At 47.5% G+C, this 15,334-nt stretch carries 11 protein-coding genes; 1 reads left to right on the forward strand and 10 read right to left on the reverse strand.

The genetic code is table 11. The annotated features are described in order from the left end of the window. The first annotated feature begins 204 nt into the window (after window positions 1-204). On the forward strand, window positions 205-1,146 hold the full coding sequence (locus L5M37_RS13395) for a hypothetical protein (RefSeq protein WP_263200784.1): 942 nt from the start codon (window positions 205-207) through the stop codon (window positions 1,144-1,146). A gap of 482 nt (window positions 1,147-1,628) precedes the next feature. On the opposite strand, the gene L5M37_RS13400 is transcribed toward L5M37_RS13395, so the two are convergent. The 10 genes from L5M37_RS13400 to putP all read right to left on the reverse strand — a co-directional run bounded on the left by L5M37_RS13400 (window position 1,629) and on the right by putP (window position 15,333). Then, the gene (locus tag L5M37_RS13400) at window positions 1,629-1,955 is read right to left on the reverse strand and encodes a DUF3325 domain-containing protein (protein WP_263200786.1); all 327 of its coding nucleotides are present in this window, start codon (window positions 1,953-1,955) and stop codon (window positions 1,629-1,631) included. Then, window positions 1,952-3,541, reverse strand: a complete 1,590-nt coding sequence (locus tag L5M37_RS13405; RefSeq protein WP_263200788.1) for a PepSY-associated TM helix domain-containing protein — start codon at window positions 3,539-3,541, stop codon at window positions 1,952-1,954. The genes L5M37_RS13400 and L5M37_RS13405 overlap by 4 nt, the downstream gene beginning before the upstream one ends. Beyond that, window positions 3,538-3,906, reverse strand: a complete 369-nt coding sequence (locus tag L5M37_RS13410) for a hypothetical protein (protein ID WP_263200789.1) — start codon at window positions 3,904-3,906, stop codon at window positions 3,538-3,540. Before L5M37_RS13410 ends, L5M37_RS13405 begins: the two co-directional genes overlap by 4 nt. After that, window positions 3,899-7,078 (reverse strand): efflux RND transporter permease subunit, encoded by a 3,180-nt coding sequence (locus L5M37_RS13415; protein WP_263200791.1) that lies wholly within the window; start codon window positions 7,076-7,078, stop codon window positions 3,899-3,901. Before L5M37_RS13415 ends, L5M37_RS13410 begins: the two co-directional genes overlap by 8 nt. Window positions 7,079-7,082: 4 nt before the next feature. Then, on the reverse strand, window positions 7,083-8,132 hold the full coding sequence (locus L5M37_RS13420; RefSeq protein ID WP_263200792.1) for an efflux RND transporter periplasmic adaptor subunit: 1,050 nt from the start codon (window positions 8,130-8,132) through the stop codon (window positions 7,083-7,085). A gap of 26 nt (window positions 8,133-8,158) precedes the next feature. Further along, complete coding sequence (locus L5M37_RS13425) at window positions 8,159-8,800, reverse strand: DUF4198 domain-containing protein (RefSeq protein ID WP_263200794.1); 642 nt, start codon at window positions 8,798-8,800, stop codon at window positions 8,159-8,161. 39 nt (window positions 8,801-8,839) lie between these two features. Beyond that, complete coding sequence (locus tag L5M37_RS13430; RefSeq protein ID WP_263200795.1) at window positions 8,840-11,026, reverse strand: TonB-dependent siderophore receptor; 2,187 nt, start codon at window positions 11,024-11,026, stop codon at window positions 8,840-8,842. Window positions 11,027-11,428: 402 nt separating this feature from the next. Further along, window positions 11,429-12,676, reverse strand: coding sequence for a glutamate-5-semialdehyde dehydrogenase (locus L5M37_RS13435; protein ID WP_168826177.1), 1,248 nt, complete (start codon window positions 12,674-12,676; stop codon window positions 11,429-11,431). 48 nt (window positions 12,677-12,724) lie between these two features. Next, window positions 12,725-13,825, reverse strand: coding sequence for a glutamate 5-kinase (gene proB / locus L5M37_RS13440; RefSeq protein ID WP_105250714.1), 1,101 nt, complete (start codon window positions 13,823-13,825; stop codon window positions 12,725-12,727). Between the two features lie 11 nt (window positions 13,826-13,836). After that, window positions 13,837-15,333, reverse strand: coding sequence for a sodium/proline symporter PutP (gene putP / locus L5M37_RS13445; RefSeq protein WP_263192755.1), 1,497 nt, complete (start codon window positions 15,331-15,333; stop codon window positions 13,837-13,839). Window position 15,334 lies beyond the last annotated feature (1 nt).

The following is a 15,334-nucleotide window of genomic DNA, read 5'->3' on the forward strand; positions in this document are numbered from 1 at the left end:
ATATATTCTATTTTTCTAGTTAAATAATTAATTAAATTATTCTGATTTTTATTAATAAATCAAGAGTATATAATGTAAGTTACTATTTTTAGAACCTATGCACATGGAGGTATAAAATGCTAAATTCAAGGTAAAGCTGTTGCTTACCTTGACCAGAATATCCTCGATGTGTTTGTAAAGTACGGCATGATAGATTTCGCATATATGCTAAAAGAAAACTATCAGATTGTTTATTCGGATGAGACACTAAATGAGATAAAACGGTCTGGAGATTATGCAAATAAATTTCTGGATGTGTTAAACGAATTAAATGCATGCCACCTCAAACAAATGGTGATAAATTCATTTGAACTAACTGATAAAGTTACTATTTCTATAAAAGATTCATATTTAGCTTACAAGGAATATTGTGATCAATTACCTTTGTACCAGGAATTGCTTGGTTCAATGATGCAAACAGTTTTCAAAATATATGGTGGTCGAAAAGGTGATAACTTTGAAGAGATTAATAGTGAGTTGCTAGGAGCTTTTACTAATCTCATGGTTCATCTTCATGAGCAAGTTGATACTCTCAAGGATATTGGCCCTAATTTAGCCTATATAATTAAAGATACTGCAAAAGTATCCATGGAACATATGGAGATTGTTCTTAAAAAATCAGCATCTTTGATGTCATCAAATGTGAACGATGAGGAGAACTGGTCCGGAGTAAGAGACTTCAGAAACGCCATGAATATTGGTCCAGTGGAGTTAAATAATATATCGCCTCCAAATGTTCTTGAAAAAATATGGGATTTATACAAGGACAAAGAAGAGTATAAAAATTTAAATTGGACTGTAGATGATTTCTTTTTCATCAAAGCAAACCTTATTTACCCTGAAAAATCATATTTTGATTTTCAGAAGGTTACCTGCATATACAATCATCTCAATGTTATTGGTTATCATCCAGATTCTAAAACTTATAAAGAGCGCCGCTTTACCGCTGCACTTAGTGATCAAGGGCATGCATCCATAGCTTCATTCACAGACATAATTTTCTCAAGAGATGAAAGCTTTGTTAAAAAAACAAGAGCTGCATATGAGTACCTTGGAATTAAAACAGAGGTAATATTGGTTACTTTAGATTTAAGAAATGAACCGTAAACTATTTAAGAGTAATTTTTAATGCGTGACACTTTGTCTTAATTGATCTAGTTGCTTAAGATCATTGTGCAAGTTTATAAATGTTGTTACTCATAAAGGGCTTTTGAGCGATGACCATTATAACTTCATTGAGAATCACCCGTCACTATGTATAGGGTTGAGTTAGAAATCGTTAGTAACAGGAATACACTGAAATTAACGAGATTAAGCACTCGCGTGTAAGTGACCGTTGGCGGCATGGATGCCGCCGTCGAGCCTATAGGGATATATTCACGGCGAGTCACTGGAATGAGAGTGCTTAATCATTTCAGCGTCGCTTATTAATATGTTCGGTCTAGAATTTTACGGTGCGATTGGCTTCAATCAGAACCATTATCTAGCTAATGGTTAGCGGATAGCAGCATCAATTCCAGTAGTAAAAATTCCCTAAATCTTGTCTGTATTGAGCCTGATTGACGCCATTTGGTGTTTAAAATCATTGGTTAATACAACAAACCGAGCAAACACACTACGGTGCTGGCGGGTAATATGGGCTGTAACCAGCGTGGTTTGTAACTGAGTAAAATCACTAGAATTATCGAACTCAAACATACCCAGCCGAGCAGTAATACGCTGGCGTACGCTGGGCCGTAATGACGACTGGCAAGCCAATAGCACAGGACGAGCGTTGTAGTACCAGCGGTGCGAAATCCGCGTGCCTGTGCATCGGTTAACGGGCGGTTACGCACGGCGCGGTGGTGGCTAAAATAAGATAAGGCCAACAGCCCCATGGCGATAAAACAGGTTAACAATTCGCCTGTGGCTGTCATGATTCAACTCCTAATTCTGCGGTTGCTTTGGTTGGCCGTATAGCCAGCACTTTTTTAGGGCTACGCAAGCGTGTGGCTGCCATGTAAAACAGCGCCGCAAGTGCGAGCATCATGAGGTCAAATCCTGCGAGAACATAGGCTTGGCGCTGTAAATTGCTTATCAGCTGAAACTGTGAAGTCATGGCATTGAGCAGAGGTAGTAGGCCATAGAGCAAGGCTGTGAGTAAAAAGAGTCGTTGCCATGTTTGTTTATCTCGTTTGAAACAAGCGAGCAGTGCGACTAACGCCCAACTGATAAAGAAACAATGGATTTCCCAGTTTTCTCTATCCGCAAAGGTGACGGGTAAGAGTCGATTGGCATAAAAATAACAGGCTAGCGCAATGGGCAGGCCAGCAAAGGTGGCGAGATTCAACATGTTCACTAGCGTGAGCCCGCTATGATTCTTATCTTTTTTAAGCTGCTTTTGTGCCAGTTTATCGGCCCACATAATCGCGCCGCTGGCGATCATCACGCAGCCCGTTAATCCCGCCAGTAAATACAGTAAACGTAGGCCTTGGCCAGCAAAGCGACCACTGTGCAGGGCTATCATGGCACTTTGGGTTTGATTCGCTCCCGAAGTCACAGCCGACTGCGCCAACACAGCACCTGTCACAGTGGACAAGTGATACCAAGGCGCTTGCTGATTTAAGCTGTGCTCAGGTGCGATTTTGACTGTTACGCTGGCATTGCTGTCGTTGATATTATCAAACTGCAAGCCTTCAAGTGGCGACTCACCCACGACACTGTGAATCGCACTGAGTAAACTCTGACTATCGAGCATAGTGGCTGGTGTGCTAGTGGCGGCGGGAGTTTGGTAAATGGGTTTCCATTGCGAATAAAAGGCTTGAGTTTCATCACCATATTGCGTGTTAAGTCCCCATGGCATATACATAAACATCAAAGTCACTAGGCCGGTGTAAGTGATCATAAGATGAAAGGGCAATGCGAGAACTGAGCTGGCGACATGGGCATCTAACCAAGAGCGCGGGCCTTTTCCGGGGCGAAAACTAAAGAAATCCTTAAAAATACGTTTGTGGATCACTATCCCGCTGATGATGGCGACCAGCATGAACATAGTGCAAAAGCCGACAATCCAACGCGCCGTGAGCACACTCATGTAGTACAAGTCGAAATGTAGTCGATAGAGAAAGTCGCCCCCTCGGCTTTCCCGTGCTTTAGGTAAGGCTTCACCTGTCGCAGGGTTAATAAAGCCTTGATGATAATCACCAAATCGCTGGCCTTCAGCGGCGGGATCGCTCCATGCATAGGTCAGTAATGGCACCCGTTGTGTGGGTAAGTAAATCCACCATGACTCAGCGTCAGGCGCTTGTTGTGCCAAGGACGTGAGGCCCTTGAGTATCAATTGTTGATTATCCGCATTGGCATCATATTGGCTGCCGTGATTTTCGGGTTGCATCCACAGGTTGATTTCAGCACGGTAATAGGCCGCTGTTCCGGCGAAAAAAACCAGAAACAACACCCAGCAGGTGAGTAATCCAACCCAAGTGTGTAGCCAAGTCATTGAACGAAAAAAGGAGTCTTTCATAATCCGCCACCTTGAATAGGATTGATATCCAACGCCTTAGCGGCAAGGTAGGCTAAATACAGCAGACCGCTAAGCGCGAATAAATCCAGCCAGTATCGCCACGTTGATTTAACGCTAAAGACCCACAGCACAGCGCAGGTGTACACAGTAAATGACAGCATCATGGCGGTTAACACCCGATCAACCTGAGATAACGGCAGGATTTGCGCGAGCAAAATAGTCGCAACTGCACTTAACAAATAGCCGCCAAAGGTTGCTGCGAGGCAGCGATTGCCTATGTGCAGGCTATCGCGCCAAATAGTGGATTTTTTCCAACGCGTTAGCCTTTGTATTAACGGCTGAGTCATGGCGATTTTCTCAATCATGATGGCGTGCCACTTTGGCTGAACTGGCGGTTAAATTGGCCCTGTTGGTGTAGGACAACACAGAGATTAACAGGGCGGGTAAAAAGGTTAAGCTGAGTAGCGTTGCCACGATGAGGCCTGCCAATACCACTATGCCAACGCCGCGGTAGAGTTCGCTGCCAGCACCGGGGAATAACACCAGCGGCAATAAGCCAAACAAGGTCGTCGCGGTAGACATTAGAATCGGTCGTAATCGACTGGCGACGGCAGATTTTACGGCTTCAACGACACCAAACTGACCCGATTGCAGGTTTTTACGGCTCTGTTCCACGATCAAAATCGGGTTGTTAACGACAGTGCCGAGTAGGATTAGAAATCCAAGCATAGTAATCATATCAAAGGGTTGGTGCCAACCTTGGCCGCCAAGATACGTAAATAAGCTGCCAGTATAATTAAGCGCTTGTAAGCCGACTAAACCGCCCGCAAGTCCGAGCGGGATAGTGATCAGCACAAATAACGGATAACCCCAGTGATTAAAAATCGCGACTAATAACAAGTAGATGATCAACACGGCGACCAGAAAGTTGCTGGAGAGTGCCGCTTTCGTCGCTTCGAGTTGATCGGCTGCGCCCGAAATATCCAAACTGACATCTTTGCCGACAGCACCCAGTTGATAGAGGATGGGGACTAATTCTTCCCGCACCTTAGCTACTGCGGTTTCTAACGCAATGGAACGCGGCGGAATGATGTAAAGAGTCACGGTTCTGCGGCCATCGACGCGGCGTAAACTGTCGCTATCCATCTGCTCGCTAATGTCGGCCAAGGCTTGCAGTGGCAACACATTGCCCTTAGGCGTCACTATCGGGGCGAGCGCTAATTGCGACAGACTCTGTTGATTGCCTGCCAGACTAAATAGAAAGATATCCACCTTGTTATCATTGAGGAAAAACTCGTCGACATAGGCGCCATCGCTCAGTGCCGAAACCGCATAGCCAAACTCGCTGCCGCTAAAATCTTGTTCTACAAGACGTTGCCAGCGAGGGGAAATCTGCCACAGTGGTTGGTCTAGCGACAAGGTCGATGGGTCTGAATACAGCTGCGGTTCGGCAAATACTTTTTCCGCCGCTTGATACGCCGCTTCGGCAGCACGATAGAGGCTGGCTTGATTTGGGCCAGAAATATCCAAGGCGACAGCGCGGGTGCCACCATCGTTGCTGGAAATAATCGACCCCCGCGATGAATAGGCGCGCATACCCGGATATTGCTCAAACAAGGCGGTGAGTGAGCTCATCATGGCATCCATATCTTGGCTGCGAATGGGCTCGCTCATCACCCAAATACTGCCGACACCCACGCTGAGGGTATAGTATTTTAGCGGCGGGATCTTTTGCTCACCACGTTCAAAGGATGCCGCCTCGGCATTGACTCTCGCGGATAGCTGAGTCGTTAATTCTTCAGCAATTTTAGCCATTTCCGATAGGTTGTAACCCGGCGGCGCGACCATAGAAGTAAAGGCTTTTGGTTCTTCGCCTTCGGGTAAATATTCGGCCGGAGGCATCAGCCAAGCCGCAAGCCCGATCGTCGAGACGAGTGACAGCACAATCACAAAGGTGCGGCGTCTTGCCGACAGTACAAGTTGGCTGACTAAGCTCAATATGCGTGATGCTTTGGGGGGCTCACTTTGGTTTGTCTGCGCCGAGTGCATCTTACCGAAACCAAAACGGGCAATAGCGGCGGGTACGATGAACACCGCGACCAGCATAGAAGCGATAATGGATGAAGCGATGGCAATCGCGATATCCGAGTACAGTTGTCCCGCTTCTTGTTTGATAAATAGAATGGGTACAAACACTAGTACTGTGGTGAGCGTCGAGGCCAGTACCGCAGGCCACACATCGTAGATACCACTTATGGCTGCTTCGAGACGATCTAATCCGCGTCTGCGCGCTTGTTCAATGCTTTCGAGCACCACAATGCTGTTATCGACCGTCATGCCTATGGCAAAGGCAACACCCGCCAATGAAATGACATTAATGGTGCGATCAAACACCAGCAGCCCGACGAAGGCGGCTAAGGTACACAGCGGAATACCGATAACACCAATCAGGGTTGCTCGATTCGAGCGCAAGAAGAGGTACATGACCAAGGTTGCCAGTAAGGCACCTAGACCTAAATTCACCCACACATTTTCAACTGAATCTTGCACATAGCGCACATCATCACTGAATAACTCTAACTGCATGGCGTGCTGGGCGAGTTGATTTTGATTGATCTGCGCAATCACGGGCATCATGGCATCTTTGATGGCGATAACGTTAGAACCGACATCCCGTTTGACCGCTAAGCTGAGGGTGCGTTCTTGTTCGGCAAAGGACAGTTCTCGGATCTCGGCGTGGTCGAGTTTTATCTCGGCAACGTCTTGCAGCAGAATATTCGTATTACCTTGGCGTTTTAAAATCAGTTGCTTAAGTTGATTTAAATCCTCAAAACGGCCAATTACCCGCAGTAAATAACGTTTTTTACCACTGTCGATATCGCCCGCAGAAGTGTCCTTGTTGCGATCTCGAATGGCTTGGCGCACGTCCATAATGCTGATGCCGCGTTGGGCGAGTTTGGCGGGATCGAGCCGTATTTGAATTTGCCGTTCAGCGCCGCCTTGAATAGTGACAGAGGAAACGCCTTTGACGCGCTCCATTTGTGGGCGAATAAAGTCGTTAGCGAAATCGCGCATCATGTCTATGTCTAGATTCAGCGGGTTCCCCGCGACAGGCACGAGGCGGAAATACATGAAAGCGTTGTCTGAATATGAACTGCTGTAAAGCCGTGGTTGATCGACGTTTTCAGGGTAGGACGATACTTGGCTGAGCGCATTGCTAACACGAATAAGCGCGTCGCTGATCTCAGTGCTCTGGGGGAATTCGAGTTCTATCCATGCCGAACCCGTATCAGCCCAAGATGTCATGCGTTGTAAGTTGGGCAGAGTGCGCAGGTAGCGTTCCTGCTCAAGCAGAATTTCTTTCTCGACGTCTTGCGGCGTAGCCCCCGGCCAACCTGTGGCCACGCTGATGGTGCGCACATCTAAGTCGGGGATCATTTGGATTGGGATACGCAGTGCGGCAGCCGTGCCCAATACGCAAAATATCAAGACGATGACAGACAGTAAGGTACCATGTTTAATTCCAAACTTCAGCATCCAACTAACCTCCTACAGCAGAGTTGAGTACAGAGACTGACTGTTGGTCTTGTAGGCTCTCGTTACCGCGGATCACCACGGGCGCGTCTTTGGGTAATGGGCTAAGGATTTCAATCCCGATGGCGCTCGTATGGCCCACTTGAACGGTATGCCTTTGGGCTATGTTGTTTTGCACGGTAAAGACACTGAACTGGCCGTCCGGGTGACGGACTAGCGCATCTTGCGGCACTACAACACTGTGTTGCGCCCGCTGTAAGTGGAAGGTCGCAGTGGCCGATGTGCCGGGCATCAAAAGTCCACTCGCATCAGGAATGGTTAAGCGCACCAAGAAGCTGCGAGCATTGTGGTCGCTCACGGGGACGAGTGCATTCACATGGCCGATAAACTGCTGTTCAGGCAGCATATCTGCGGCAATATCGACTTGAGTTGCAGTGGCTATGTTTTGGAACATTTCCTGTGGGACTTGAATATCGAGCCAGAGCTGTTCTTGGGATACTAAGGTGAAGATTTCAGTGCCGACATTGACCCATTCACCAGTTTCAGTTTGTTTGCTTGAAATCACTCCCGCAAACGGCGCGATCAGTTGGTGGCGGGCGACCACCTCTTTTTGGTGTGCTAATGCCGCCGTTAAACTCTGCAGATTAGCTTCGGCTTCGGTTAACGCCGCTTGGCGAATCGCGCGCTCAGTTTCGGGGAATAATTGCTGAGAACTGAGTGTTTGCGCTTCGGTGAGGAGTCGCTGCTTTTCTAGCAGCATGGTCTTAGCGGCCATTACATCGGCCTGACGCTGTGCTAATTGATGTACGGCTAAGGTGTCATCGAGTGCGAGTAGAGGCTGGCCAGCGGTAACGTTAGAGCCCGCATCGACCAGCACTTTGGCGACTAGGCCATCGGTACGTGCAGATAAGCGGGCTACCCGTGCGGATTTAATGGAGCCACTGAGTGGCAAAAGTTCATTGGTACTGCCTGTTTGGGGCAAGGCGACTGTTACAGGTGCTGTGCTTGCGTGGACTGCAGAACACAGCATGTATAAACCTATCATTAAATAACGCACGTTAACTCCATCTCACTATAAGATTATTACTGAGTGATAAAACTCGTGGTGGTGATGTGTAAAACGCTATCAACCTCGTTGCCTGCGAGTGTTTGTTTACCTTCTGTGGTGTGATTACTGACGAGCAAATAGCGGCCTGCATCTGGGGTATCGAGGGCGAATTTACCTTGGGCATCGGTGGTGAAAGATTTACTCCAAAAACCGGGGCGATAAACTTGTACTGGATGATTCACCAGTGGTGCGCCTTTATAGCTAAGTACAAACTCGGGAGCGCCTGACTTTACTGGCGTAAATTCAAAATCTTGCAGCGCTTTTGTGTGTTCTTGTCCCGTGCGGGCATAGAGTATTGCAGCCTGCAATCCGGTCTCAGTTTTCCATGGTTGCCACGCGGTATCGGCATAGAAACTGATGTCACTCTTGCTATCTTGGGTTTTGACCAGTAGATGATCGGCCTGCGCTGTGGCGGTTAACGGTGTCTTGGCATTGGCGGCGAAAATACGCGCCGCGCTTAACGATGCTAACTCTTCTGCCGAAGCTTGCTCTGAACCCGGTTCGCCAAATTGCACTTTAACTGAACCATCGTTATTACGCTCAAGCCATACTTCATGTGCTTGAGCCGAAAAAGCGATACCGCCGAGTAAAGTGAGTATTACAAGTGCTTGTTTCATTTGATCATCCTTAATGTTATTTCGGGTTATGGCTATGTTTTAGAGCGTCCAACGTAGTGACAGTGTGGCATTACGTGGCTCGCCAAAGTCGGCGTAACCCCAGAGTGAACGGTTGTAGTTCTTGTCGAAAATATTGTTAATGTTCAATTGCATAGAAATAGAAGGTGTGATTTGGTAGCCAAACATTAAGTCAACGAGTGAGTAGGCGGATTGTGTTTGGCGGTAAGCCACATTCGGCGCGCCATCGACACCCCAAATAGTGCCTTGATAGAAGGTGCTGCTCTGCCAGCGCCAGCTCGCACCTGCAGTAATGCCCGGTAGAATATCTTCAAAGTTATATTTAGTGGTGAGTTTGAAGATATCTTCGGGCAGATAAGTTTGACGACGTAGGCCATCTTTATCTTCTGCATTGTTGTGGGTATAACCACCGCTGATATCCCATAAGTCGGTAAGACGTCCGGCAATTTCTAACTCATAGCCTTTGGTGGTAATTCCATCCACACTTTCGTAGATAGAGTCACCGGAAGGTAGCTGACCTTTCCCTGCATATTCGGGTTCGTTGTCTTTATTGGTTTCGTAGATGGCGGCTGACATGTTTAGCGTGTCATCGAACAGCGCGACCTTGACGCCGCCTTCGACGTTTGTGCCTTCTGCAGGTTCGAGCAGTTGGCCATCTTCACCAAAATAGGTGCCAGGTTTGAAGATTTCAGTACGGCTAGCGTAGACAGAGATCTGCTCGGTCACATCGTAGACTAGGCCGTAGTAGGGGATGAAAATACCGGTTTTTTCCATGGTCGCATCTGTGCTGTTACCCACGAGATCATGCTTTTCATAGGACCAGTTACTTACGCGTCCGCCGACCATTAATTTCAGTGAATCCAACACATTGACACGGACCGTGCCGTAAACACCCGATTGGCTTTGTTCATTGGTTTGGCCATTGGTGGGTGAATTAGGAATATTAGGCTTGGGGTAATTGCCCTGATCCGCGACGTTATAGCGACGTTGGCGTCCAGATTCAGTGTTGATGTTATCGAACTCGTTGTCACCGTAGTTAAAACCGATCACAGCGCTATGTTCACGGCCGAGTAAGTCGAAGTTACCCGTTGCATACAGGTTGAAACTGTTGGTATCTGACTCGCGATCATGCTGGGCGGCATAAGTATCGCCCCAAGGGCCAACAAATTCGCCGGTTGATTTGACGATATAATCGCCTGGGTAAAAGGCCAATGCGTCTATGGTGGCGTTAGCGATACGATAGGCACTGACGAGTGACCAGTCGTTATCGAATCTATGTTTAAATTCGGCCATGAGACTCTTTTGGGTCACGTCCCAATGGGTCCAGTCCTGTGAGCTAGAGTAGTTGCGGCCAAAATCGACAGCTGTGCCATCGGTATAAAATGCGGGATTAGAGTTCCAGTTATACACACCGTCGGTTTGTGATTTTTGATAGTCCGCAAACAGCGACAAGCTAGTATCTGTGCCGAGACTCGTTTCAACTACGCCATAGAGCACTGTGGTATCGCGCTGATAGCGATCGATAAAAGAATCGCCTTTCTTCACCGCACTCACGAATCGACCTTTCACATTGCCAGAATCCGTTAGCCAGCCAGAAACATCGGCCTCAAGTCTATAGGTATTCCATGAGCCATAACTTGCACTTGCCGTGGCACGGGTGTCATCCGTTGGACGTTTACGAATAAAATTAACCGTGGCAGAAGGTTCACCTAAACCGCTTAAAATCCCTGCCGCACCTTTTAATACTTCAACCCGTTCGGCAATCACAGGGTCTAAACCTTGATCAATTGAGCCGCTGTAAACATGGGATGAAGAGGTCGTGATTAAGCCGTCAATTTGGACCCCACTGTCGAGTGCATAACCGCGCACGAATATCTGACTATTTTCAGAGGCATCGCCCACCATAGTGACGCCAGGAGTGTGATTTAACACTGACTCCATAGTGACCAAACCTTTGTCACTGATCATCTCTTCGGTAATCAAAGTGACGCTTTGTGGGGTTTCTTTGAGTGACATAGACAAACCCGTGGCGCTATTCATTGCCGCGCGGGTGTATGTTCCTACCACGTTCAATCTTTCTATCTGTTCTGTATCTTTTTTCTCATCTTGCTTAGGATCAGTATTGGCTTGAACCGTCAGAGTAAGTGTGCTGAGAAGTACAGGGATCAATGGCGAGCGCCAAGACGTTAAAACAGATAGGGGAGGCATGGTATTTCAATCCTTTCAGGCGATTTCAGATTAAATAATGATTGGTGATCCTGAGTGCAAATAAAGTGTTTAGGTGCAAATGAGAATCGATCGCATGATAGGTTTGTTGAAAATAAATGCAATATGCTCAATGTGTAAATTGTTTAAGCTGGGTTGTAACTTATTGGCGAATAGCTTGTCAGCGAGCTGTGATAAGCCGTCGCAGTGGGATCTGCACTTTTAGCGCATGCCTTACTATAACTCGGTTTCAGGGCATTGACTGGGAACTCAGGCTGTTGTGGTTTGAGTCAATTTAGCCAACAAAAAGGCCACAGTCGTTACTGACTGTGGCCTTTAATCTTTACAATTGAATCGAAATCCAGCGGACTTGTTAAGCCTAAAAGTGTGATTTACACCTTAGGTTTATGCCCGCACTTGGCCTGTGCCTGAGACTAAATACTTCTCAGCGGTCAAGGATTCGAGTCCCATTGGGCCATAGGCATGTAGCTTAGATGTCGCGATGCCGATTTCTGCTCCAAGGCCGAGTTCGCTGCCGTCGGAGAAGCGCGAAGAGGCATTGACCATTACCACAGAAGCATCGACCGCACGTTGGAAGTGTGCGGCAGTGACTTCGTTTTCGGTGCAAATCACTTCGGTGTGCTGGCTACCAAAACGGGCAATATGTTGGATAGCATGGTCAAAGTGATCGACTTGGCGAATGGCAATTTCGAGATCTAAATACTCTTGGCCGAAATCGTCTTCTTCCATGTAAGTACAGTTTTCAAAATAACCACCGGCTTGAGTACAAGCATTGATTTTAACCTTATGCTCGGCCAGCGCTTTGGCTACTTTAGGCAGGAATTGCGAGGCAATTTCTTGGTGTACTAATAGGGCTTCGAGGGCATTACATACGCCAGTGCGCTGGGTTTTACCGTTGAGCAGTAAGTCCATAGCAATATCCAGATCGGCATCTTTATCGACGTATAAATGACACACGCCTTTAAAATGCTGGATCACTGGGATTTTACTGTTGTCAGTCACAAAGTTTATCAAGCCTTCGCCGCCGCGGGGAATGATCACATCGATATAATCTCGTTGCTGCAGCAGTTCTAGCATGAGGGCGCGATCTGGGTCTGGCACCACTGTGATTAACGCCTCGGGCAAGCCGTATTGTTTCAATACGCTTTGCAAAATAGTGGCGATAATTTTACTGCTGTGCAGCGCCTCTTTACCACCGCGCAGGATCACGGCATTGCCGGATTTAAAACACAGGGCACCCGCATCGGCGGTGACATTGGGACGCGCTTCATAAATCATACAAACCACGCCTAAGGGAACGCGCATCTTACTGATGGATAAACCATTAGGTCGTTGACCTATATAACGTTCGTTGCCAATCGGATCGGGCAAGGCGGCGATGGTTTCAATGCCTACCGCCATAGCTTCGATACGCTCTGGCGTTAGCGTTAATCGGTCGAGCATGGCAGGGCCGACGTTATCGGCGGTCGCTCTGTGTAAGTCGATTAAATTTGCGCTTTGGATTTCATAGGACTTTTCGCGTAATGAGCGTGCCATATCGAGGAGTACAGTATTTTTAAGCTGTTCGTCAACTTGGGCGAGGATCAGAGCCGCTTTGGCAGCTTCTTGAGATAAGTTTTTGATTAAAGTCATATTTACTCCGCTTAGATGTTTACTCGCTTAGTTTTATTCGGCTGATGCTTATTCGAGAATGGCGATGTTTTTCTCGGAAATAATCGGTCCAGTCTTTTGCTGAAATTCACTGGCAAACTCGCGATCGTCTTGGTCCGTAATAAAGCTAAGTAAACAACTGCTGTAATTGGATTTGGCCTTGGCCAATTTAGTGCCATCGTCTTTGCGTACTAAAATGGTGTCACCGACAGAAAAGTCCCCATTGATGGCAACGACATCGTCACTGGTCAATTGCTCGCTATGGATATCAAGGGCGATATTAAAGTCATTTTCAACAATGACTTCGCCTTGAGCCTGCGAGGTATGTGTCATCCAGTGCAAGTGATCCTGCATTGGCTTCTCATCGGGGGTAAATAAGGTTCCTGGGTTTTGGCCCTTCAACAATTGGTTGAATGAGTCGGCATCAAAACCATTGATAATAAAGGTTTCGATCCCGTGGGAAATCGCCTTCTTGGCGGCTTGTATCTTAGTTCGCATTCCCCCCGTACCGACGGCACTGCTGGCGCCGCCTGCCATGGCGTAGATCTCGGCATTAATCTCGGTCACCTGCTTGATAAGCTGTGCATCGGGATATTCATGGGGGTTTTGTGTGTAAAGCCCATTCACATCCGAACAGATAATCAGCGTATCGGCATCGGCCGCCGCGGCGACCATGGCTGAGAGATTATCGTTATCGCCAACTTTGAGCTTGTCGGCGGTCACGGCATCGTTCTCGTTGATGATAGGCAATAGCCCATGTTCGAGTAGGCTGAAAATCGTGTCTTTAATACTGATGTAACGATCTCGATTGCGTAAATCACCGTGGGTTAACAGTAGCTGTGCGGTTGGGAAATCAAATAACTTGTTCCATGTGGCCATCATATCGGCTTGGCCCGCTGCAGCCATGGCTTTCTTCACTGTGACGCTAGGTTTATCAACCTCGCCAAAGTGATGCCATCCCGCGGCGACTGAGCCCGAAGAGACCAAGACAACTTGGATCCCTTGGGCACGACAATAAGTAATAAATTGGGCAATGCCGAGTAAGTAGTGGCTGCTGCAACCTTGTTTGTGGGGTGCAATCAGGGCACTACCTACCTTAACGACAATGCGTTTCCAGGGTAAGTCAGTCATACCTGCGCGCCTCATCTGTCTTCGGCTAAAACACGGCCAGCCTTATGGAATAATTTAGTGGTTTTGGCACAGGGATCAGTATCGAGTAACGAGACTATCCAAATCACCACACTGCTCACGGCAAAGCCGGGGATCATCTCATACACCACTGTGGTTAAAGCTTTACCGTCAGCAAGTACTGGTGCATAAATCCAAAACAGCACTGTGGCTGCGCCTGACACTATGCCGGCAATCGCGGCTTTGTGGGTTAGGTTAGCTTTATACAAGCTAAACAAGACTAACGGACCGAAGGCGGCACCGAATCCTGCCCATGCATTACTCACCAATGATAGCACACTGCTAGAGCGGTCAAGCGCCAGTAGACTTGCGACAATTGCCACGCCTGCTACGCCAAAACGTCCCATTTTCACCATGTCTTTTTCGCTAGATTCTTTTTTCGACATCACGCGATAGATATCTTCCGTTAGCGAGCTTGATGACACTAATAGTTGCGATGAAATGGTGCTCATGATCGCGGCCAGAATTGCGGCTAATAAGAAGCCACTAATGATTGGATGGAACAACAACTCAGAAAACACGATAAAGATGGTTTCAGGATCGGTCAGCTTCATGCCAAATTTATTGGCGTAAGCGATACCGACAAGACCTGTTGCCAGTGCACCCACAATGGTCACTGTCATCCAGCCCATACCTATGTGTCTGGCGGTTTTAATGTCAGCGACTGAACGAATTGCCATAAAGCGCACAATAATATGCGGTTGGCCAAAGTAACCGAGTCCCCAAGATAAGCTTGAGATAAGCCCTAACATAGTGACGTTTTGCATGGCATCGGTGAAGTGTGGAATCGATTGATACGCAAAGTTCAGCATAGTGTCAGCGCTGGTAAACTCTTGATATGCCACCACAGGCACTAAGATTAAAGCGACAAACATGATACAGCCTTGGACAAAGTCAGTGAGGCTCACTGCTAAGAATCCGCCCAACAAGGTATAAGAAACCACTACGCCGAGGGTGACGACTAAACCTATGTCGTAGTTTAGGCCAAATGCTGACTCAAATAACTTACCGCCAGCCACTAAACCCGCTGAGGTATACAAGGTAAAGAAGATCACAATGATCACGGCCGAGATAATTCGGATACTACTGTTGGCATTGCCGAAGCGTTTAGCAAAAAACTCCGGGATAGTAAGGGCGTTATCCGCGACTTCGGTATAGACCCTTAATTTGGGTGCAACGACCAAGTAATTAATTAGAGCACCAATTAATAGTCCAAGTGCGATGTAAATGGTTTCGAAACCAACCAAAAACATTGCGCCGGGAAGACCCATTAGCATCCAGCCACTCATGTCAGATGCACCCGCTGAGAGTGCGGTGACCTGTGGGCTCACCTTGCGGCCGCCCAAAATATAGCCGGATACATCGCTGGTGGATTTTTTATAGGCGAATAAGCCAATAGCAAGCATGGCGATAAAGTAAATTGCTAAGGAAACGTAAGCCAGGTAATTCATG

The sequence above is a fragment of the Shewanella sp. SM69 genome (genome assembly GCF_025653985.1).
Classification (GTDB): domain Bacteria; phylum Pseudomonadota; class Gammaproteobacteria; order Enterobacterales; family Shewanellaceae; genus Shewanella; species Shewanella oncorhynchi.